The organism is Lentibacillus sediminis (assembly GCF_002763455.1).
Taxonomy (GTDB): Bacteria; Bacillota; Bacilli; order Bacillales; family Amphibacillaceae; genus Lentibacillus_D; species Lentibacillus_D sediminis_A.
On sequence record NZ_NIXK01000005.1, the window covers coordinates 239,234 to 260,357 of the forward strand.

The window sequence follows — 21,124 nt, forward strand, 5'->3', positions numbered from 1 at the left end:
GGTGGTTACATAATTGCTGATCCAATTTGTAACCTATTCTTAAATAAGGTGTAACACTAAAACTCTTAAACCCATTTTACAATAGACAGTTTATATTGAGTAGTGATAAAATTACCACAAGACATTGTTACTTAGAGCAGTTTTTAGAGTCAATTTGATCAACCACAAAAAGGGGGATAAACTATGGTCAAAGGGGAAAAATTACGCTATCATAGAATACAACGTGGACTTACTCAGAAGAAATTGGCCGAGGGAATTTGTGATTTAACTTATGTTAGTAAGATTGAAAACAACAAAATCGAAGCTCCAGAGCAAACCTTAGTTGATTTTTGCCAAAGGCTAAACATTACACTTAAAGAACTCACGGAGGATATAGACGAAGGGTACAAAAGGTTACTTAATGAATGGTATGCTCAGATTAAACATAAAGATGAAAATGCTGCAACATCAAAATTCACCCAACTAAGAGTCGAATTCGAAACAGTAGACGATCCCTTCCTTCTGAGTCATTATCATCTGTTTCGTTTGTATTACTTTCTACAAATTAAGGACCGAAAACAATGCGAAGACACGTTAAATAACATCAAGAACCTACAAAACTATATCACCTCGGAAATCGAATTTGATTATTACTTCATACTTGGTTTATATGAATACCAGTATGGTAGTTTAAACAAATCTAAAGCATACTACACAAAAGCAGAAAAGACCGCTGAAATGCAAAAGATTGAGGATCCGGAATTTTTGTATTACATGTCTTTGACTCTTAGCCGACTTCAAGATGTTACACATTCAACCCTGTATGCATTTAAAGCTTTAGAATTATATAACCAGGCCATGAACTTTGAAAGATGTACAGACTGCCATCTGTTACTTGGTATTAACTTTAATCATGTGAAAAATTACAAGACAGCCGAAGAGTATTTCCAAAAAGTCCTGAATGCGGCAGATTACAATAGAAAAGCAAAAATCATCAAAGGTAAGACCTACCATAACTTGGGCAATATTTATGCCAAACAAGGTGAATCGAAAAAGTCGATTGAATATCTCCTTAAAGCTCTAACATTCAAAACAGAGCCTGGTCAAAAATTGAATACGCTTTATCTGCTAACTAAAGAGCACTACCTAACAGGTGATGAAGGAGATGCTAAGGAATGGCTTTTTAAAGGGTTAAACCATGCAGAAGAATCAAGTGATCAAGACTACCAAATTAAGTTCAATCTACTAAAACTTCAATGGCTCGAAAGTAAGAACTCTGATTTATATCGATCCAAACTTGAGGATGCTATTTCCTTTTATAAAGAGCGCGACCCTGATTTTGCCCATGAGTGTACCGAACTGCTGGCTGAATCTTATGCAAGAAGTCATTTTTATAAACAGGCATTCGAATATCTTCAATCTGCCAAATATATAAAGTGAAGGGGGGTGAATTCAAATGAAAAAATTACTTTCGTCGACTGTGTTAGCTTTTATTTTGGTTTTCGGCATTATTTCCACAGTCAGTGCAGAGGAATCTGATTATCCTGATTCACCGCAACCACCCGTTATCGAAGTTGATTCAAGGTAAGTCTTACTTTCCGCCAGTAAATCTTCTGGCGGAATTTTATTATGGGGAATGACTCAAGAAACACCAATTATATCATGCCAATGAGAGGTTTAGTTATTTTACTGGTATAACATCTAAAATTAATGAATAATTGTGGAGCAAAGGGATAGATTGTATACAATATAATGTGGGTAATACTAAAGCTATGATTTCAATGTTAGAAGATGAAAATGGAGATGGTTTTATGAGCAAGAAGTCTTTTGGAGATTTAATGGATACGTTAAAAACAGCACCAGGTGGTAGCGAACATCTTAATAAACACTCAGTATAATGGGAAAGAAAATATTAAAGCGCAGACTCCATTTGGGGTTAACCCAAAAAGAGGTTATCGAGGCGGTTCGCGCTAATGATGAGAAAATAATACAAGCCACATTATCTAAATTAATTTCCCCATTTGCATTTTCCCCAAAAAAAAGTTATAATGGACAATGCCGTGCTAAGCGGGGAGGTAGCGGTGCCCTGTACTCGCAATCCGCTATAGCGAGGTCGAATTCCCATCCGAGGTGTGGCGGCTTTATGGCTGCCTCAAGGGATTGGTGTTGACGTCCAGGTCCCGCGCAACGGAAACCCATGAATCCTGTCAGGTCCGGAAGGAAGCAGCAGTAAGTGGTCATTTCCGTGTGCCGCGGGGAAGCCTGAGCCGAGCCATGAACTTGAGTAACGCATAGGGCCGTCGCATCAACGGTGGGTGCACGGTTTACATATGTTAAAGAAACCCCTTGTCCATTCCCGGGCAAGGGGTTTCTGATTTATTACCGAGGTGTATTATCAGGCAAACACTTCCTGTAAATCCACTTCCAATCCCTCAAATACCTCGGAGAGAACGATGTCATCTTTTTTATAGCTTTTGCTGTTCGTGATATCATTGTCCTCCAGCACGTAAACCCGAATTTGTTCATTGAGTGGATCGACAAGCCAATATTCCTGAACACCGCATTGTTTATATAAATCAAGCTTCTTTAACATGTCTTTGCTTCGCGTGGAAGGCGATAATACCTCAACAACAAGGGTGGGCGTCCCCTTATATTTGCCTTTCTCGTCCAGGTTGTCCTTGTCGCACATGACCAAAATATCCGGCTGGACTACGTTGATGTTGTCTTCCTCCTTAACGAAAGTCACATCAAATGGAGAGGTAAGCGGCACACAGTTTTTTCCTTTAAACCAGATGTGAAATGCACCGAAAAGTTCCCCTACAGCATACTGGTGCTTGTAGGACGGCGAGGCCAGATTGTAGATGACACCGTCAATTAATTCAAATCTTTGCACCGATTCCTCCGTCAGTTCCAGAAATTCTTCATACGTCACCCAACTCGATGATCGATATTCTGCCTGCCCTTCTTTCAAAACGTCTGCGTCATGACAAGGAATGATTTTGGCTGCATCTTTTCCGTTCTTTGTAACAATAATCTCTTCATTGGCTTCTACAAATTTCAAGTATTTTTCAAAATTTTCCTGCACATTGGTTGAAGGCACTCTCATTTTCCGCACATCTCCTTATTAGCCAATTTATGAATAGAGGATTTTTTCAGTGTGTGTTTCTGATTTTAGGAAGTAAAATGAAATCAAGCAAACACTTCCTGTAAGTCCACTTCCAATCCTTCAAACACCTCGGAGCGAACGGTGTCATCTTTTTTATAGCTTTTGCTATTCGTGATATCATTGTCTCCCAGCACGTAAACCCAAATTTGTTCATTGAGTGGATCAACAATCCAGTATTCCCGAACACCACATTCTTTATATAACTCAAGCTTCTTCAACATGTCCTTGCTTCTCGTGGATGGAGATAATACTTCAACAACCAGGGTTGGCGTCCCCTTATACTTGCCTTTCTCATCCAGTTTGTCTTTGTCGCACATGACCAAAATATCCGGCTGAACCACGTTGATGTTGTCTTCTTCCTTAATGAAAGTCACATCAAACGGAGAGGTAAGCGGCACACAGTTTTTTCCTTTGAACCAGTTGTAAAATGTACCGTGAAGTTCGCCCACTGCATGCTGGTGTTTATAGGAGGGCGATGCCAGATTATAGATGACCCCATCAATTAACTCAAATCGTTGTTCCGAGTCCTCCGTCAATTCCAGAAATTCTTCATACGTCACCCAACTCGATGATCGATATTCTGCCTGTCCTTCTTTGACAACGTCTGCGTCATGACAGGGAAGGATTTTGGCCGCGTCTTTTCCGCTTTTCGTCACAATGATCTCCTCATTGGCTTCCACAAATTTCAAGTATTTACCAAAGTTGTTTTGCAGCTTGGTTGAAGACACTCTCATTTTCCGCACATCCCCTTATTAGCTAATTTATTAATATTATACAAATTATTAGCTATTTTATCAATCGTAATTAGCTAAAACTAAAATTGGCAGGGAAATTTTGGTCACGACAGCTTTGTGTTTAATTTTTCGAAACGGACAAAATAAACCCTGTGAGCGGATGGCAGGCCTTTCGCTTAACCTTACATGAAGGAGTGCTGAGGATGAACGATAACCGGAATGAGCGTCGTAACCGCAATAACCGTCAAAACAACGATAATGTGGAATTTGCGAATGAATTTCTTGACGATCTAAATGAAAATCGCGACAACAACCGAAACAACAATCGTGATAACTTCAACCGTAACGACAAGCGCGACCGCAACAACCGCCGCTAATCGCAGCATACGAAAAACCTGTATCCCATCGTACGGATACAGGTTTTTTACATATATTTAACGTAAAACATGAAACATTTTCATAACCTCCTCCGTATTACAGGTAGCTTGCAATATTGGAGGTAGAAGCATCATGCCAGAACCGGCAATGGAATTAATCAATCTGAGAAAAACAATTGGCAAGAAAGAAATTATCAAAGGATTATCTTTTCAAATTGAAAAAGGAGAAGTATTCGGCTTTATCGGGCCCAATGGTGCGGGGAAAACGACAACGATCCGCATGATGGTCGGACTGATGAAAATTACCGATGGCGATGTGCGAATCCAGGGTTCAAGCATCAAAAGCAACTTCAAAGAGGCTGTCCGGGAAGTTGGGGCAATCGTGGAAAATCCGGAAATGTACCCGTTTATGACAGGTATGCAAAACCTTACCCATTTTGCTCGCATGATCCCAGGTACGACAAGTGAGCGGATCCAGGAAGTCATCGCACTTGTCGGGCTGGAGAAAGTGATCAAGGAAAAAGTCGGGCGTTATTCGCTGGGGATGCGTCAGCGGCTGGGTATCGCGCAGGCCCTTCTGCACCGGCCATCTATCCTGATTTTGGACGAACCAACCAACGGCCTTGATCCGGCGGGCATCCGGGAAATCCGCCAATACATCCGCCGCTTGGCTCAGGAAGAAAATGTAGCGGTAATTATCTCAAGTCACCTGCTGTCCGAGGTGGAGCTAATGTGTGACCGCATCGGCGTGATTAAAAATGGCGAAATGGTAGCGACAGAAAATGTGCGGGACACGGAGGCTGCTGCTTCCGGGGAAGAACGAGCCCACCAGGTACAAATCGAGGTATCCCCTGCAGGAAAAGCGGCAGAACTCTTGAAGTCCGAGTTTGCCATCCCGGCTGCAGAAGAAGATGGCTGGCTCCAATTCCAAAGTGAAAAAGAACAGATGCCGGCGATCATCCAAACCCTCGTCCAGCATGAAATCGCCATTTACCAGGTGAATGTGTCGAAAGCAACGTTAGAGGAGAAATTCTTTGATCTGATTGGAGAGAATACGATTGAATAACTTTATCAAACTTGTTGGCAACGAACTAGGGAAAATTTACATACGAAAATCAACGTGGGCCATGTATATCATTATTGCGGTGCTCGTTATCGGCGGGGCAGCGCTCAGCTATTCATTTGTCGATACCGGCGAGGAATATCAGGGAGATGACTGGCGCGAGGTGATGCAGCAGGAAAACGAGGAAATCATGAGCGAGATGGAAAACGCGGAGTCGCAATCGGGATTTAATGTTGCGATGAACCCGATGCAGTTGGAAAAGAATAATTTCCACCTGGAAAACGACATCCAGCCGACAGGATATGGCACGTGGCAGTATGTGCTGGAGAACCAGGGCCTTTTGTCCATCGTTAGCCTCTTGACGATTATTGTAGCGGCAGGCATTGTCACCCATGAATTCAAATGGGGTACGATTAAGCTGCTGCTGATCCGGCCGATTTCCCGATCTAAGATATTGCTTTCCAAGTTCACCGCCGTGATTATCTTCGCACTGGTGACGCTATTATTTTTACTGGTTTCCTCCTGGCTCACCGGAGCTGCTTTCTTTGGCATCGAAGGCTGGAACCCGTCTGTCGTCATGCAGCAGGGAGGCGAATATGTCCTGGTTGAGGTGGGCAGTGAAATTATAACGGAATATGGATTAGGCATGGTCAATCTGGTGATGATGACGACCTTTGCGTTCATGATTTCCATCGTATTCCGCAACAGCTCTCTGGCCATCGGGACGGCGATTTTCCTGATGCTGGCCGGAAATACCGTTGTCGGGATATTTAACCAATACGACTGGGCAAAATATATCCTTTTCGCCAATACGGATTTGAGTCAGTATACCAATAACTTTGGTCCGCCTATTGAAGGAATGACGATGGGCTTTTCGATCAGTGTGCTTGTTGTGTATTTTGTTATCTTTATGGTGTTGTCGTGGCTTGTGTTTACGAAGAGGGATGTTGCAGGGTCATAGGATGACTTGATTAAGAGAACACAGGGATCTCCTTTACTGGAGATCCCTGTTCACCTACCCTTTTAGATAATAAGGAATAAGGTAAAAAACATGTACATACACCTCTTATGAAGGGGGGGTGTCTATGAGAAAAAATCTTATCGGTTTTGTGATCGTCATCCTCATTTATGGTTCCATTCCAATTTTCGCAAACGTAACAGATAAAACAGTAATTGCTAAATCTGATCAACAAATTAAAAATGAATTAGAAAAAAGTATGGAAGAAACGAAAAAACAAAAAGAAAAGCTCGAACTATTATTTATAAAAAGCTCAAAAGAATTAAATGACAAAGGCTACGAGGTAGGATTAAGTTACTCCCACGCAGATCGTATGTTAACCGCACAAATTAAAGATGAGGCCATCAAAAGTCAGATTGAAAATATAATAGCTGATACTGCAAAAGAGGTAGAATTTGGTGATTTTGAAATAAAGTTTAGGGTTTTGGACAGTAAGATTCCGCTTAATAAAGAGGATGAAAAGTTAAGGGAATCAATCGATAAGGTTTCCAATGTTGTTTCAGATGTATTAAAGGACAAAGGATATGACTTTGCCTATTCCATATTGGTTAAACCAGAGAAAGAAATCATCATTGAAGCGACAGATAAAGGGTTGGCAGAAGATGATGAACTCGAAAACCTCATTTCTAATGCCATTTTATCTGAGACCAATATGGATTTTACCGTTAAATTAGAGGAAAAAAGCGAAAGTGAAATAAGAGATATGGAATGGCACCCTGTATTTGCTGCAATAATGGAGGAAACAAGTAAGAAATTCAAAGAATACAGAGGATTTGCTTCTTCGTTCCATCCTATGCCTTTACAGATCATTATTAAAACCACAATAAATGACAGTTGGTTCGTGAACGCCGATCGAAAGGTTAAGCAAATGGAAAATTATGTAGGTAACATAATTGAGCTGAAAATGGAAGAGTTATCGATTGGGGAAGTTCCATATGAGATTATCATCAGGGATAAAGGCAATGAGAGAATAAATTAAGGAGCAGGCAGCCATCGCCCTATGTTAGATGACCGCCTCCCCTTAGACAAAGGTCATGGGAAACCATGGTCTTTTATACTTGGAAACGCCCGGTTGCAAAGCAAAATTGCGGAATTGTAACTTTATATTGGAAGAAGGGGGGCGTTTTCCTTTGCGAACCTGCCCCTTCCACTTCAGTTTGCAGTACTAAGCCCCCAACACCACCGGAATAGCAACAGCCAAAAGAATAATCAGTACTAAGAATATCCAAACCAATGGCCGGGCAACGTTTATCGTCCATCCTACCCCAAACCGTTTTTCAATAAATAAGGCAGGATCATCATTATTGAAATAAAATTGGCCAAGCTTCCAAAAACGATCGTCATCCCGATCAATGACCCCTTCCTTTTCACCATCACTCGCAACGATTCTGCTTCCCCCCTGCCCCGTTGTAAAAGAAAGCACAATTGCACCGACGGTCACAGCTAAACCAAAAACGAGTGGGACAATGGTTAGAATCTGTGCATTCACCGGAACAATAAACGATAGCTGGATGACAAAGAATAACAGTGTCAGTGCCGTTCCTGTGATAATTATAAACCCTGACCAGCGCCGCCTGAAAATAATGTTTTGCTGCATCGATTTTTCAGGGTTTTCTGCGCTTAACTGCTGCTTTACTTTGCCTATGATCACGTTAATTAACAGGAAAAGCAAGGTCAGGTAAAGCATCATGACTGGCATGACCATTACGGATCGATAGGATTTGGCAGACCAGTTGGTGACGTTGCCATTAAAATCATACTGCATCGGTATTCGTTCTGGAATTCGATCATAGAGTAATAATGTCATGATCAATGTTCCAAATGAAATCAGGAATGGGATCGCAAACCAGCCGTTGGAATGAATCAGCTTTTTATCGCGAAAACGCATATCAACCGCTACCTGCTGTGACCTGTGTTCCGCCCATTTTTCCTCCGCTTTTAATCGCTTCATTTGGTAATGGTACTTCAAATAGACAACAAACATACTCACCAAATAAACAACTAATCCTGCACTAAAACCAATTGCTAAAAAGTCACTGCTTCTTGTCATCGCGTCGGCAAACAGCAGGAAAGCAACGAAAACGATCATGCCGATCATTCCGGTCACCATGGCATATTGCTTACGCATGGCCCTCAGTTTTGAGCTTTGATAAACATCTTCCGGAATAGAAACCCCAAAGCTTTCTGTTCTCCTTGTTAGATAAGGCATAAACATTGTGGCAGCAAACACAGGCAATAGAATGAGAAATAACATAAAAACAACGGATTGCCCCATTTAATTTTCATCCTTTCCGTTTGTAAATTCGCTGTATATTTCACTGCACAGCATCAAAAATTCTTCTTTCCCTACCCCGCGGCAAACGGACTCGGCAATGAGCGGGTGTAAGGTGGCGTAAAGTCTTTCCCTGTAAGCATTGTCTGCCTGCGGGACCCCTTCTGGATTGATTACCACTCCTTTTTGGCGGTGGATTAAAATAAAGCCTTCCTGTTTCAACTGCTGATACGCTTTATTTACCGTGTGCAGGTTGATCCCAAGATCGGCAGCAAGTGCACGGACAGAAGGCAGTCCTTCCCCCGGCAAGAACTCCTTTTTAGCAATACCTGCAATGATTTGATTTTTTACCTGTGCATAAATCGGCTCATCTGCTTGTAAATCAAGAGTTATCATCACAACCTCGTCACATCCTAAATCATTTTGTAATAACTGTTATACATATTATATAACAGTTATCGAAAGTATGCAACCTAAATTTTGTTCATGAGAAAACAGAAAATGAAGTGGACAAAGTTAGTCTGTGAGTAAACATGTATTTTTTCTATAATCGAAATGAAACCATGAATAGGTGGCATATCCGAAAACTTTCCCAAATGTTTTACCACGAAGGTTCACATACACCCCTGAAATCGGGTATAATTAGGAGAGAACCTATAAGGGGAAAATCCATATGAGCTATCAAGCGCTGTACCGCGTCTGGCGGCCGAGGCAATTTGCCGACGTGGCAGGACAAACACATATTACACGAACACTGCAGAATGCGATTGTGCAGGAGAAGTTTTCCCATGCCTATGTTTTCTCTGGTCCGCGGGGGACAGGAAAGACTAGTGCGGCGAAGATTTTTGCCAAAGCGATTAACTGTGAGCAGCGCCCGGTGAAAGAGCCATGCAATGAGTGTGCGGCCTGCCGGGGGATTCAGGATGGCTCGATTTCCGATGTCATTGAGATTGATGCGGCGTCGAACACGAGTGTCGAGGACATCCGCGATATCCGTGACAAGGTGAAATATGCCTCCAGTTCTGTGCCGTATAAAGTATATATCATCGATGAAGTGCACATGATTTCTACCAGTGCTTTCAATGCCCTGCTGAAGACCCTGGAGGAGCCGCCACCGCATGTCGTGTTCATCCTGGCAACGACCGAACCGCATAAAATCCCACTGACAATTCTCTCCAGATGTCAGCGTTTTGATTTCAAGCCGATTTCCAATCAAGCGATGGTCGAGCGAATGCACACGGTGATTGACGCGGAAAACATCTCCGTCTCCGCAGAAGCGATGGAGACCGTGGCCCTGGCTGCAGAAGGCGGGATGCGAGATGCATTGAGCATTCTCGATCAGGCCATCTCCTATAGTGAGGAGACGGTGGAACTGGACGACATCCTGGCAGTGACCGGCGGGGTTTCTCAGGGAATTCTGACAGAGATGGTCCAGGCCATGCACGAGCAGGATGTCCAGCATGCCTTGAAATCACTCGACCAGCTCATCCAAAATGGGAAAGATCCCGGCCGATTTGTCTATGATCTGATCTATTTCATGCGGGATCTGCTGCTGTATAAAAGTGCCCCATCTCTGGAAGGCCTCTTGGAGCGGGCGCGGGCGGAAGAGAGTTTTCGCGTGCTTGCTGAGGCGGTATCGACCGACTGGGTGCAGGAGGCGATTCTCCAATTAAATCAATGCCAGCAGGAGATAAAATGGACAAACAATCCGAAAGTCTTTATTGAGATTGCGATTTTGACGATAACCAATCGCCATCATCAGGCCCAGCAGCCTGCAGCAGGCGAGGATTCCGGAGAAGTTTCCAGGCTGACCAATAAACTGGCTCAGCTGGAAAAAGAAGTTAACCTGCTGAAAGAAAATCCCGCCGTGCACGCACAGCCTGCGCCGAGACGGGAAGCACGCAGACAGGCACCAGCCCGGGGTACAAAAAATGGCTACAAGATTCCATATGACCGGATTCGCGATGTGCTCAAGGAAGCAGCCAAGCCTGAATTGAAGAAAGTGCAATCCGAGTGGGCCAACTTTTTAAATAAATTGAAGACAACCAACGCGCCGGCACATGCGACGATTCAGGACAGCAAGCCGGCCGCAGCTTCCGAAAAGGCGGCGGTGGTAGCATTCAAGTACGATATCCATTGCTCCCTGTTTCTGGATCACCGGGAAACGGTCGAATCTGTACTGGCAAATGTGCTTGGAAAAGAGCTGACGATCATCCCCATTCCGGAACAGGCCTGGACAGAAGTTCGCAGCGATTATTTAAATAACCAGGAACAACAGGCAGCCACAACCGAACCACAGCAGGATCCACTTGTTGATGAGGCACGAAAGCTCGTCGGGGATGACCTGCTGGAAGTCCATGACTAAAACAAAAGCGGAAGCGCCCGGTTAGCGACGTATGGGCTGGACTGAGCCGCAGGAGATAAAGGAAACACGACGAACGTAGTGAGTCGATGTTGACTTATCGTACGGAGGTGAGGGAAGTCCACTAGTCGCTGGGCGCTGGAGCTGGACGTGGCTTACCTTATTGTGAAATTTATAGAGGAAAAACTAGATACTGTTTTATTTCAAAATGAAAAAATCAAAGGAGGTATTTTCCATGAAGGGAAATATGAATAACATGATGAAGCAAATGCAAAAAATGCAGAAGAAAATGATGAAAGCACAGGATGAACTGCATGAGATGAACTTTCAGGCATCAGCGGGCGGTGGCATGGTAACGGTTCACGCCAATGGGAAGAAGGAAATCACCGAGGTAGAAATTAAAGAGGAAGTCGTTGATCCGGATGATGTAGAAATGCTGCAAGATCTGATCCTTACGGCTACGAATGATGTGCTGAGTCAGATTGAGGAGACAACAAACGAAACGATGGGACAATTCACCAAAGGGATGAATATGCCTGGAATGTTCTAACGTTCTAGGAGGCAAATAGATGTATTATCCAGAACCAATTTCCAAACTGATCGACAGTTTCACCAAATTGCCGGGAATCGGTCCAAAAACCGCTGTCCGGCTGGCTTTTTTTGTATTAAATATGAAAGACGATGACGTGATGGACTTTGCCAAAAACCTGGTCAATGCCAAACGGGAACTAACACACTGTTCGGTTTGCGGGCATATCACAGACCAGGATCCATGCGCCATCTGTGCGGATACGTCACGGGATGGCTCAATCATCTGTGTCGTGCAGGATCCAAAAGACGTGATCGCGATGGAAAAAATGAAGGAATTCCACGGGAAGTACCATGTGCTTCACGGCGCCATTTCTCCAATGGATGGCATTGGGCCAGAGGATATCAATGTGCCTGATTTAATCAATCGCCTGAAGGATGAAGAGGTAGAGGAAATCATTCTGGCCACCAATCCGAACATTGAAGGGGAAGCAACCGCCATGTATATTTCACGACTTGTGAAGCCCTCCGGAATCAAGGCCACACGGATTGCCCATGGTCTGCCGGTTGGCGGCGATTTGGAATATGCAGATGAAGTGACATTATCCAAAGCATTAGAAGGAAGAAGAGATATCTAGATACGAAGTCAGGGTGGAGTGCATGGGGAAGAAATTAAAGAAGCGAGACATCGATGACGAACTCCTGGAGGCCTTCTACGCAGCGGAACAGGACTGGAAACAAATCAAGGCACTGATGGAGCATAGCGTTGACGCACCTGCAAGCACCCGTCAGCTGGAAGCCATCGCCCAGGCTAAGTATATTTTTCTGCTGCGGGAGGTTCGCCATCGGAAAATTAATGCGTTTCGGATTAGGAGCTAGTTTTATAGAATACATTGGAGGCAAGGGACATAGGGTGGAGTGTCCCTTGGTTTTTTTGTAGGAGCACATTTATTGCAAACTGTTGGAAGTAAATTTCTAAAATGGAGGGGCTTTCATGAAAAAGCTGCTAATACTGATGGCTTTGTTGCTGCTTATGGCATGTTCTAATGGAGAGACCGAACAGCGTACATACACTGCAGAGACCGAGCATTGGCGGGGGGAAATTGTGCTGGAGATTTATGAACCCGCGGCAGACATAACGGAGAGTGCGCAGATGGAGGCTTACTATACCGGGGAGTCAAATGGTACATTTGAGTACAAGGTGCACGCGGAATGGATGGAAAATAACTATATGACCGGCGAAGGATCGCTTCCATCAAAAGAGGAACCATGGGAGCAGGAATTTAAAAATTATAACTTCCTGGCTGGATACCAACAGGGGCAACAATTCACCATTGAAGTGACGTGGATGGAAAATGGCGAGGAAATGACTGAGACACTGGTATTTAAGGAAAAAGAAAGCTGACGCAGGGGGACATGGGAAGACAACCATGCTCCCTTTTTCTTTTAAAAATTTGTATTAGAATGAAAGCCGATGACGTGATGGCTTGATTATTTGTGTCGTGCAGGATCCAAAAGACGTGACCGCCAGGAAAAAATTCTATAGGACTAGGAGCTAGTTTTATAGAATACATCGACGATAAACAATGTCAAAACACTAATGAACCCCTAACTTTCCTAATTTAGGAAAATTAGGGGTTAAATTAATGAAAAAATGATAAAAAACCACCAAAAACAACTAACATTTTCCCAACAATATTCTATCAATATTTTATTGCAATTTACAAAATTATAGTTTATATTAAAGACATTATATCAAAGGAGGTGACAAATATGACAAGTTTACTAGATCTTCAAAAAATGGTTGTGACTAGATCTTTTAGTAGCGGTGGCGTGTCCCCATTTGGATCATGCACTAGTTACAGTTGCAATGGTCCAGTTCAGACTGGAACATAAAATCCAGAAAAACTAGCAAAAATGTATCCGTTTACATTTAAAAGTGTCATGATTAAAATTCGCTAGTATTCCGGTTCAATTCCTGTTATCTCTGTTATTGTCCATTCAACTGCGCATAGCCAGTGGAGTTAGGTTAAATTTTCATTTAATATCCAGTATGTTAGCTGTTTTAGGGCTATATCAAAAATTGGAATCAAAAAACACTATTTACCGGAGAGTGAATGAATTTAATAAGGCCGAGTATATTATATACTCAGCCTTATCTTTTAATTTATTTTAATAGAATAAGGTGAGAATAAATGTTACCAGTGGAATATTCTAATCATGCCGTAGCCTATAAAAATAACACATCATTTTATATGTTAGATAATACTTTTAGACATCACGAAGATAGTTTTATAAATCTTGTTGATTTCGATAAAAGCAAGGTTGAAATTTATATTAAATACCCTTGGACTATGTTTTTTTTCAATAAAAATATCTCCGAAGAGAGAACAGCAGGTTGGAAAATACATATTTCTTCAACGATTGATAACTATGAAGAAGTGTTTAAGGTTGTAGCAACTTACTGTATCAAAAATGAAATAAACTTCAAGTTCATAGCGGATTTAGACAAATTTAGGGAAATAAATGGAAAGGCGGCTAATAGAGCAAGTCACGGTAAATTCATTGTTCTATATCCTGCTGAAGACTCTATCTTGACAGTATTAGAAGATTTGTATCATAAAACAAAGGATTATGAAGGCCCTTATATTCTTTCTGATAAGCCATATAGAAATTCGAAGGTTTTGTTTTATCGATATGGTGAATTTAGTCCAATTAGAAAAGTTTCAGAACGGGGTACAATAGAAACATTTATTAAAAACAATAAAAATAAACTCGTTCAGGACATGAGAGTACCTTATTATCATATTCCAGAATGGGTTGAAGATTTGAAGGTTCCAATAGAAACAGAAAAGGAATCATTGTTTTTGTTAAAATACATACCTAAAGAGGCCTTAAATTTTTCCTCTAGTGGAGGAGTATATCTTGTAGAAGATCATAATGAAAAAGAATTGATTGCGAAAGAAGCTAGGCAGTATTCAGCCTTGGATTATGCGGGGTTGTATGCACCTGAAAGATTAGTAAGAGAAAAAGAATTTTTAATAAATTTAGAAAAAACTGGAATTACTCCAAAAGTACATGATTTTATTTCAGAACATGGAAATGGATATTTAGTAGAAGAGAAAATTAGAGGTGAATCTTTAAGAGTATATACTTATACAAAAAATCCTTTAATAAGTTTAGAGCGAGATGTAGCGGAAATAAATAAATATTATGATAACATATTTGATATTTTTTGCCAATTAATTGAAAAAGTCAATATTATTCATGCGCACGGTATAGCTCTTTACGACATATCAGATGCAAATGTTATATTGGAGAAAAAAGAAAATGGATCTTTTAATGTTAAATTAATTGATTTAGAACATTCTATGTTTCTTCATGAAACAGATGAACTAAGAGTAGATACAATTGGTTATCGTTCTAAAGAGAATAGTCTAATTAAAAAAGATTTAGACAAGATAATGCTAATAGGTATGGTTATGATATACCCCATTAATAATTTGTATGCATTGGATGAAAACAAAAAAATTGCATTATTAGAATGGGCAAGAAAAAATATTCCTTATTTGTCTGACGAATATATTGATATTTTATTAAACCATTTTCATACTCAAAGTTTGACTAATCATAACAGCAAATTATCTACTAAGTATATAGGAACGGATTTAATAGAACTTACAAATTCAATAGTAGATTTATTTGATTTTTCAACAAAAGAAAAAGGCTATTATATCCCTGCTGACCCACATATTTTTAATACAAATCCGTTCAGCATTTGTCATGGAATCTATGGGATATTGATTGGCACATATCAAACATATAGTAATTTAGGTAAGCCAAATCCCTTTCAATTAAAAGAAATTAGTTTAGAAATTTTCGAAAGAGAGTTTCCTAGTATAAAGAATTTGCCGAGAAGCTTGTTAATCGGAAGCTCAGGAATTATAGTCTATTTATTAAAAATAGGTTTAATTGATGAAGCTCGGGTTTTATACAAGAAAGCAGCTGTGCAACCGGCCCCTTTGTTAAATGATTTGTTTTATGGTAAAGCTGGATTAGTAATTATGCATTTGTATTATTGGTTGAAAACGAAAGATCCTGATTCTAAGAAGCAAGCGTTGATTCTGTCAGATGAACTGATAATAGGGGATGAGCTAGAATACGCCGGTCTTTATGAAGGGAAAGCGGGAGTCTCCCTAGCCTTGTTATTAACGTATACTGTGACCTCTGAAAGAAAATATCTGGAAGCATCAGAAATAATATTAGAAGAAGTTTTGGATCTGCTTTATACAAACAGAATTGGAAATATAACTATTAATAGAAAGAAAATTGGTAGTGGGGAAACTGTAGAGTCCGCATTTTTATATAATGGGCTTTCCGGTATTGGAATGTTATTGATTTCGTTTTATCGTATAACAAGGAATTCAGAACATAAAAAATACCTCGATAAAATTGTGAAGGGTTTAGAACATAAGATTCAATATTTCCCGAGTTTAATGAGAGGACTTGCGGGAGTTGTTGACTTCTTGATCTCTTATTATCAATTGGTCGAAGAGAACCCCCAGGTGTATGAAAGTATAGAAGATAAAATTTCTACATTTAGACTATTTGAAGTGGTTGGTGAAAATGATGGTAAATCTTTAGGGTTTCCTGGGGAGCAAGCTCTTAAAATCTCTCATGATTTTTATACCGGATCAATGGGGATTGTTTCTGTTCTTAGTAGATGGATATCATTTACTAGCCATAAAAAACTAACCACTAGTACTGATGTAGTTTTGTCTATAGCAGAAGAAATAATCAATCATCAAAAAAACAAAATTAGCAACTATTGATTGGGATGAAAGCAATGAAGTTAATGATTAGACACGGGACTGCAAAATATGTAATTTTTGTTTTGATTGGTTTGGTTGTTGTATCCATTGAAGGGTTGTTGTTACCAGAGACCATCCGACTTGTTATTGAAGGATTAGAAAATGGAAGCTTACAAGAACTTGCATTCGGAGTAGGCTTCGGTATTGTAGGTTTCCTGATCCTTGGCCTTGGATCATATTTTTATCAATGGAGCATAGCAAAATTAATAAAGAATTTTAATGTCAGTGTGAAAACAACTGTTTATGAACACCATGTTCATAAACATCAAAAAGGTTCAGAATCTAGATCATCGGATGTACTTTCTTTTCTTCAAAATGATGTTAAATTGTTAGAGAATAATTATATTATGGCTTGGATTATATCGATTCAAACTATTGTTTTAGCAAGTGTAGCCAGTGGATATATTTTATCTGTTAATGTTACGTTAGGTTTTATCTTTATCGTTTTTGCTTTAGTCACAATGATTTTTCCGAAATTAAATCAAAAGAAAATTGAAAACAGCTCTAAAGATTGGAGTAAGGCTAACGAGGATTACACCAATGAATTAGTTGAAGATATAAAAGGTGTTGAAACAATTATTGGTTATCAACGTGAGATAACATTTTTTGAGCGCTTAAAGCTTAGCATTACTAATGCAGAAGTTAAAAATGTTAAGATGACTTTGGCTCAAGCCTTAGCAAGTCTAACTGCCTACATCGCATCACACATCTTAAGCTTGATCCCGGTCTTTATTGGAGGGCTATTTGTCTTTAATGGTTTACTGGAAGTGGAGGCGCTAGTAGCGGTATATATCGCTAGTGACCGCATTGCTAATCCACTATCTGTTGCTGCTGAAAATATTGACAAGTTGTCTACAACTAAGGGCATTCGTAAAAAACTCTCGATAATAGAAGAGGAAAACAACGCATTTAAACAAAACGATAATCATTCTCTTGAAAGTATACTTCCCTTCGAAATTCGAGATGGTATCGTACAATTTGATAATAATTTAATATTAGATAGATTCGATCTGGAGATCAATGCTGGAGAGAAGCTGCTGTTACTTGGTGAGTCTGGATCTGGTAAAACTACTATTTTGAATTTAATTCAGCAAAATATTTCCTTAACAGAGGGACAGATAACATATGGAGGGGAAATTGAGCGAAGTACACGCGCTGTTAATCGAAATATTAGTTATATACGTCAAACGCCCATGATATTTAATGAGACTTTAGAGTTCAATATCACGTTAGGTGAAGACTTTGAACCAGAAGAACTATATCAATCAATTAAGGCTGCGGGCTTGTCATCTGCCGTTAAAGAAAGGGGTCTTGACTTTATCGTCGGAGAAAATGGTCAAAACCTTTCGGGAGGTCAGAATCAGAGAGTAGAAATCGCACGTGCGATCTTAAGAAAACGTGAGTTGTTAATTGCGGATGAAGTGACTGCAGCGCTTGATAAAGAAACTGCCCAGGGCATTCATAATACGCTCTTCAGCTTACCTCAAGCTATTATTGAAGTTAGCCACCATGTTAAGGAAGAGAATTTTGCTGATTATGACCGTGTGTACAAAATTGAAAACAAAAAGTTAAACTCAAAAATATACACAAGAGAGTTCGCGACTGATTAATGGATACTGTTTGCAGCGAGACATTAGTATCTCTGGAATAAGAACTGAAGTAGGGGACATGGGGTGATTTGTCCCTTTTTTTTATAAAGAAAAAATCATCGGAGGACGTTAAATGACGCTCATTAATGCTGATTTTCAAGGACTACATGTCAATACTATAGGTGAAGGAGAACCCATTGTTTTTCTGCACGGCGGGCCTGGAAGCGAACAGCAATTTTTTCTACCTCATGTTCTGCCCCTATCTCAACAGTTTAGGCTGGTTTTTTATGACCAAAGAGGCAGCGGGAAATCAGACCCCTCCATAGACAACCAATATTCGATGGAAGATGAAGTAAACACGTTGGAATTAGTACGGAAAGAATTAAATCTGGAAAAAATGAACCTGTTCGGGGAGTCATGGGGTTCTATGCTGGCTCTCTTATATGCGACTGCTTACCCGGAAAGGGTGAATAAGATTCTTCTGACTGCTGCAATAGGTGTTACGGCGGAAGGGTTTAAAACCTTTGGAGCAGAATTAGAAAAAAGACTGTCAGAAAAAGATAAAACAAAACTCGCCAATTTAGAGGAGGGTCTTAAAAGGGGAGAAGTATCAATGGAAGAGGTTTTATCCATTCTTGACAGATACTATGTTTACTCAGAGGAAGCCTTAAAGCAAAAAGCAAATACAACCATTGACCCAATCGTTAATGATGCGATTGGAAGAGACATCTTGGAATATTATGACGTAACCGATAGAATAGATGCCATTCACCATATCCCTATCTTAGTTGCACAAGGCAGCTACGACATTTTACCTCCCAAATTAATAGACAAATTATTGCTGGAGCATATCCCTTATGCAAAGTTAATAGAAATAGAGAATTGCGGGCATTGGACCGTTGTGGAAAAGCCGGATGAAATGAATAGAATTGCTTTTAATTTTTTCGAGTAACAGGTGCTGTTAAATTTGGAAAAGCTGTTCTTTAAATCCTCTTCTCGCCATAAAAATAAGGTGAGGTGGAGGAATGACAAAGCAGCAGATTTCTATATTACTTTTAGCCGCAACCTATGTCGGAACGGTCGTTGGGGCAGGGTTTTCATCAGGGAAGGAAATTGTCACGTTTTTTAGTGTCCATGGTGCTTTAGGGACCATCGGCATTGCAATCAGCGGAATTTTGTTTATTGTGGTCGGGATTAAGATGATGATTATTTCCTCCCGCATACAGGCCTATTCGTATCAGCAATTAAACGAGTATTTATTCGGCAGGAAGGTCGGCAAAATCGTCAACCTCTTCATTTTTGTCGTGGTTATTTGCGTCACTTCTGTCATGCTATCAGGGGCGGGCGCTGTGTTTCAGGAACAGCTCGGCCTTCCCTTCCAGATGGGGATTATCGCCACACTCATCTTCTGTTACATCGTTGTATTGAAAGGGCTAAAAGGTATTTTTGCCATCAACTCCTATATCGTACCATTGATGATTTTGTTTGGGATATTTGTGGCGGCTTCTATCATCAGCCAGCATCCACATGAACTGATCGGACAAGTTCTTCCTACAAAGCTTCCGGAAAGCATGTCCTGGGTTGGTTCTCCATTCGCCTATGCTGCATTCAATTTGATGACGGCTCAAGTCGTGCTCGTGCCACTGGGAAAAGAAATCCGGGATGAACATGTTCTTAAATGGGGCGGTTTTTGGGGCGGATTGGCTCTCACTTTTATATTGCTGGCCATTCATCTTTCATTATCTTTTTTCCCGGAAACATTTCGGCACGATATTCCGATGGCTGAGATCATCAGACATTTTGGCATGGTCATTCATATCTTGTACGTATTCGTGATTTATGGGGAGATATTCAACACAGTTGTTGGAAACATTTTCGGGGTTTCACGCCAGATGAAGGCAGCACTTGGTCTTTCTTTTCGCACGAATGTTTGGATCATTCTGTTCGTGATCTTTGTCATAAGTCAGGCAGGGTATGGCACGCTGCTTTCAGTATTGTACCCGCTGTTCGGTTATATGGGGTTGGTCTTCCTGTTCTTTTTACTGTTTAAGAAAACGCCGGAAAGATAACTCCTCAGGGGGGAATTCATTTGGAATGGATAGAGATTTTGACCAAAATTCTCGTGATCAATTTAATTTTAAGCGGAGATAATGCGGTCGTCATCGCTATGGCAAGCAGAAACCTTCCGGAACATTTGCAGAAAAAGGCAATTCGCTGGGGAACGCTCGGAGGGATTACTTTACGAATTCTGTTTACGTTTCTGATGGTTTTTCTCTTAAATTTGCCGTTAATTCAACTCATTGGCGGTATCCTGCTTCTGCTTGTTTCCTATAAATTGCTGGTGGACAAGCATGAGGAAAAAAAGATAAAGGTCGGGAATTCCCTGCTGGATGCTGTTATGATCATTATTCTCGCTGATTTGATTATGAGTTTGGACAATGTGCTCGCCATTGCAGCAATTGCCAACAATGATTTGTTTCTTATCATGATTGGCATTACCCTCAGCATCCCTATCATCCTCATTGCAAGCCAATTTATGATGAGACTCATGCAAAAATATGCAATCATTATTTATATCGGCGCCGGACTGCTTGCCTGGACAGCAGGAGATATGATGCTAAAAGAACCACCCGTACGTCAGTTCTTTGAAACAAATGGAGTGTCTGAGTTGCTGTTTTTAACTGGGGTTACGGTGATTATCATGGTGTTGGGATGGATTAGACGGAAGCAATTGGAGCTTCATCGGCTTTGATTGCATCCCCATCCTCTAGTAAGAGGGTGAACAACACTTTACCACCCCAACTATTTCTTGTTCTTTTTCCTCTTCTCCCATCATAAGTACTAAAAAGGGACAAGTTAAAGGGGTGGGTTTGCGTTGAGTTCTGCGATTGTGATTTCGGTGATGATTGCGCTTGTTGTTGTGTTGCTCGTCATTGGGGCGCCGTCCAAGCCGATGCGATTTATTGGGCAGTCTGCGGTGAAACTGGGGATCGGCATCCTGTTTTTATTCTTTTTAAATGTATTTGGCGGCGCGATTGGGCTGCATATTCCGATTAACTTCTTCACTGTTGTGGTGGCGGGATTTTTAGGTGTATTTGGGGTAGCTTCTCTTTCTGCCATTCATTTGTTTTTGCTGCCATAAACCAAAAACAAGCCGTCTGTCGT

21 protein-coding genes and 1 other RNA gene are annotated in these 21,124 nt (G+C 40.8%); 18 read left to right on the forward strand and 4 right to left on the reverse strand.

Annotation, left to right across the window (positions count from 1 at the left end):
* Positions 1-183: 183 nt before the first annotated feature.
* The 3 genes from CEG13_RS10145 (at position 184) to ffs (ending at position 2,302) form a co-directional block, all read left to right on the forward strand.
* Positions 184-1,419, forward strand: coding sequence for a helix-turn-helix domain-containing protein (locus CEG13_RS10145; protein WP_100011762.1), 1,236 nt, complete (start codon positions 184-186; stop codon positions 1,417-1,419).
* A 16-nt stretch (positions 1,420-1,435) separates the two neighbouring features.
* Positions 1,436-1,567, forward strand: coding sequence for a hypothetical protein (locus tag CEG13_RS19255; RefSeq protein ID WP_275661804.1), 132 nt, complete (start codon positions 1,436-1,438; stop codon positions 1,565-1,567).
* A gap of 470 nt (positions 1,568-2,037) precedes the next feature.
* Positions 2,038-2,302, forward strand: an RNA gene (gene ffs / locus CEG13_RS10150) — signal recognition particle sRNA large type.
* A 72-nt stretch (positions 2,303-2,374) separates the two neighbouring features.
* Here ffs and CEG13_RS10155 read toward each other — a convergent pair.
* Both CEG13_RS10155 and CEG13_RS10160 read right to left on the reverse strand, forming a co-directional pair.
* Positions 2,375-3,085 (reverse strand): type II toxin-antitoxin system prevent-host-death family antitoxin, encoded by a 711-nt coding sequence (locus tag CEG13_RS10155; RefSeq protein WP_100011763.1) that lies wholly within the window; start codon positions 3,083-3,085, stop codon positions 2,375-2,377.
* Positions 3,086-3,168: 83 nt separating this feature from the next.
* Positions 3,169-3,879, reverse strand: a complete 711-nt coding sequence (locus CEG13_RS10160) for a type II toxin-antitoxin system prevent-host-death family antitoxin (RefSeq protein WP_100011764.1) — start codon at positions 3,877-3,879, stop codon at positions 3,169-3,171.
* A 203-nt stretch (positions 3,880-4,082) separates the two neighbouring features.
* Here CEG13_RS10160 and CEG13_RS18905 point away from each other — a divergent pair, with 203 nt between their 5' ends.
* The 4 genes from CEG13_RS18905 to CEG13_RS18910 all read left to right on the forward strand — a co-directional run bounded on the left by CEG13_RS18905 (position 4,083) and on the right by CEG13_RS18910 (position 7,316).
* Positions 4,083-4,256 carry a hypothetical protein gene (locus tag CEG13_RS18905; RefSeq protein ID WP_239984620.1) on the forward strand — a complete coding sequence of 58 codons (174 nt, stop codon included), beginning with the start codon at positions 4,083-4,085 and terminating at the stop codon, positions 4,254-4,256.
* Between the two features lie 133 nt (positions 4,257-4,389).
* On the forward strand, positions 4,390-5,322 hold the full coding sequence (locus CEG13_RS10165; protein WP_100011765.1) for an ABC transporter ATP-binding protein: 933 nt from the start codon (positions 4,390-4,392) through the stop codon (positions 5,320-5,322).
* A complete protein-coding gene (locus CEG13_RS10170; protein ID WP_100011766.1) occupies positions 5,315-6,280 on the forward strand; it encodes an ABC transporter permease in 966 nt (321 codons plus the stop codon). Before CEG13_RS10165 ends, CEG13_RS10170 begins: the two co-directional genes overlap by 8 nt.
* Positions 6,281-6,404: 124 nt before the next feature.
* Positions 6,405-7,316 carry a hypothetical protein gene (locus CEG13_RS18910; RefSeq protein ID WP_239984621.1) on the forward strand — a complete coding sequence of 304 codons (912 nt, stop codon included), beginning with the start codon at positions 6,405-6,407 and terminating at the stop codon, positions 7,314-7,316.
* A 186-nt stretch (positions 7,317-7,502) separates the two neighbouring features.
* On the opposite strand, the gene CEG13_RS10180 is transcribed toward CEG13_RS18910, so the two are convergent.
* Both CEG13_RS10180 and CEG13_RS10185 read right to left on the reverse strand, forming a co-directional pair.
* Positions 7,503-8,612, reverse strand: a complete 1,110-nt coding sequence (locus CEG13_RS10180) for a DUF1648 domain-containing protein (RefSeq protein WP_100011767.1) — start codon at positions 8,610-8,612, stop codon at positions 7,503-7,505.
* Positions 8,613-9,008, reverse strand: a complete 396-nt coding sequence (locus CEG13_RS10185) for a GntR family transcriptional regulator (RefSeq protein ID WP_100011768.1) — start codon at positions 9,006-9,008, stop codon at positions 8,613-8,615.
* Positions 9,009-9,282: 274 nt separating this feature from the next.
* Between CEG13_RS10185 and dnaX the strand changes: the two genes are divergently transcribed.
* The 11 genes from dnaX to CEG13_RS10240 all read left to right on the forward strand — a co-directional run bounded on the left by dnaX (position 9,283) and on the right by CEG13_RS10240 (position 21,101).
* Positions 9,283-10,974 (forward strand): DNA polymerase III subunit gamma/tau, encoded by a 1,692-nt coding sequence (gene dnaX / locus CEG13_RS10190; protein ID WP_100011769.1) that lies wholly within the window; start codon positions 9,283-9,285, stop codon positions 10,972-10,974.
* Positions 10,975-11,206: 232 nt separating this feature from the next.
* Positions 11,207-11,521, forward strand: coding sequence for a YbaB/EbfC family nucleoid-associated protein (locus tag CEG13_RS10195; RefSeq protein ID WP_100011770.1), 315 nt, complete (start codon positions 11,207-11,209; stop codon positions 11,519-11,521).
* Positions 11,522-11,540: 19 nt separating this feature from the next.
* Entirely contained in the window at positions 11,541-12,137 is a 597-nt protein-coding gene (gene recR, locus CEG13_RS10200) for a recombination mediator RecR (protein ID WP_100011771.1), read from the forward strand.
* A gap of 22 nt (positions 12,138-12,159) precedes the next feature.
* Positions 12,160-12,378, forward strand: a complete 219-nt coding sequence (locus CEG13_RS10205) for a YaaL family protein (protein WP_100011772.1) — start codon at positions 12,160-12,162, stop codon at positions 12,376-12,378.
* A 115-nt stretch (positions 12,379-12,493) separates the two neighbouring features.
* Positions 12,494-12,904, forward strand: a complete 411-nt coding sequence (locus tag CEG13_RS10210) for a hypothetical protein (protein WP_100011773.1) — start codon at positions 12,494-12,496, stop codon at positions 12,902-12,904.
* 790 nt (positions 12,905-13,694) lie between these two features.
* The gene (locus CEG13_RS10215; protein WP_100011774.1) at positions 13,695-16,331 is read left to right on the forward strand and encodes a class III lanthionine synthetase LanKC N-terminal domain-containing protein; all 2,637 of its coding nucleotides are present in this window, start codon (positions 13,695-13,697) and stop codon (positions 16,329-16,331) included.
* A gap of 14 nt (positions 16,332-16,345) precedes the next feature.
* The gene (locus CEG13_RS10220) at positions 16,346-17,980 is read left to right on the forward strand and encodes an ATP-binding cassette domain-containing protein (RefSeq protein ID WP_158234670.1); all 1,635 of its coding nucleotides are present in this window, start codon (positions 16,346-16,348) and stop codon (positions 17,978-17,980) included.
* Between the two features lie 112 nt (positions 17,981-18,092).
* Positions 18,093-18,911, forward strand: coding sequence for an alpha/beta fold hydrolase (locus CEG13_RS10225; RefSeq protein ID WP_100011776.1), 819 nt, complete (start codon positions 18,093-18,095; stop codon positions 18,909-18,911).
* Between the two features lie 73 nt (positions 18,912-18,984).
* Positions 18,985-20,028, forward strand: coding sequence for a YkvI family membrane protein (locus CEG13_RS10230; protein ID WP_100011777.1), 1,044 nt, complete (start codon positions 18,985-18,987; stop codon positions 20,026-20,028).
* Between the two features lie 20 nt (positions 20,029-20,048).
* On the forward strand, positions 20,049-20,711 hold the full coding sequence (locus tag CEG13_RS10235; RefSeq protein ID WP_100011778.1) for a YjbE family putative metal transport protein: 663 nt from the start codon (positions 20,049-20,051) through the stop codon (positions 20,709-20,711).
* Positions 20,712-20,834: 123 nt separating this feature from the next.
* Positions 20,835-21,101 carry a pro-sigmaK processing inhibitor BofA family protein gene (locus tag CEG13_RS10240; RefSeq protein WP_100011779.1) on the forward strand — a complete coding sequence of 89 codons (267 nt, stop codon included), beginning with the start codon at positions 20,835-20,837 and terminating at the stop codon, positions 21,099-21,101.
* Positions 21,102-21,124 lie beyond the last annotated feature (23 nt).

Bases quoted from the DNA above. Each gene is read 5' to 3' on its own strand.
- CEG13_RS10165 (WP_100011765.1), top strand. From the start codon at position 4,390: ATGCCAGAACCGGCAATGGAATTAATCAATCTGAGAAAAACAATTGGC.
- CEG13_RS10230 (WP_100011777.1), top strand. From the start codon at position 18,985: ATGACAAAGCAGCAGATTTCTATATTACTTTTAGCCGCAACCTATGTC.
- dnaX (WP_100011769.1), top strand. From the start codon at position 9,283: ATGAGCTATCAAGCGCTGTACCGCGTCTGGCGGCCGAGGCAATTTGCC.
- recR (WP_100011771.1), top strand. From the start codon at position 11,541: ATGTATTATCCAGAACCAATTTCCAAACTGATCGACAGTTTCACCAAA.
- CEG13_RS10155 (WP_100011763.1), bottom strand. From the start codon at position 3,085: ATGAGAGTGCCTTCAACCAATGTGCAGGAAAATTTTGAAAAATACTTG.
- CEG13_RS19255 (WP_275661804.1), top strand. From the start codon at position 1,436: ATGAAAAAATTACTTTCGTCGACTGTGTTAGCTTTTATTTTGGTTTTC.
- CEG13_RS10210 (WP_100011773.1), top strand. From the start codon at position 12,494: ATGAAAAAGCTGCTAATACTGATGGCTTTGTTGCTGCTTATGGCATGT.
- CEG13_RS10195 (WP_100011770.1), top strand. From the start codon at position 11,207: ATGAAGGGAAATATGAATAACATGATGAAGCAAATGCAAAAAATGCAG.
- CEG13_RS18910 (WP_239984621.1), top strand. From the start codon at position 6,405: ATGAGAAAAAATCTTATCGGTTTTGTGATCGTCATCCTCATTTATGGT.
- CEG13_RS10160 (WP_100011764.1), bottom strand. From the start codon at position 3,879: ATGAGAGTGTCTTCAACCAAGCTGCAAAACAACTTTGGTAAATACTTG.
- CEG13_RS10225 (WP_100011776.1), top strand. From the start codon at position 18,093: ATGACGCTCATTAATGCTGATTTTCAAGGACTACATGTCAATACTATA.
- CEG13_RS10180 (WP_100011767.1), bottom strand. From the start codon at position 8,612: ATGGGGCAATCCGTTGTTTTTATGTTATTTCTCATTCTATTGCCTGTG.
- CEG13_RS10145 (WP_100011762.1), top strand. From the start codon at position 184: ATGGTCAAAGGGGAAAAATTACGCTATCATAGAATACAACGTGGACTT.
- CEG13_RS10215 (WP_100011774.1), top strand. From the start codon at position 13,695: ATGTTACCAGTGGAATATTCTAATCATGCCGTAGCCTATAAAAATAAC.
- CEG13_RS10205 (WP_100011772.1), top strand. From the start codon at position 12,160: ATGGGGAAGAAATTAAAGAAGCGAGACATCGATGACGAACTCCTGGAG.
- CEG13_RS18905 (WP_239984620.1), top strand. From the start codon at position 4,083: ATGAACGATAACCGGAATGAGCGTCGTAACCGCAATAACCGTCAAAAC.
- CEG13_RS10220 (WP_158234670.1), top strand. From the start codon at position 16,346: ATGAAGTTAATGATTAGACACGGGACTGCAAAATATGTAATTTTTGTT.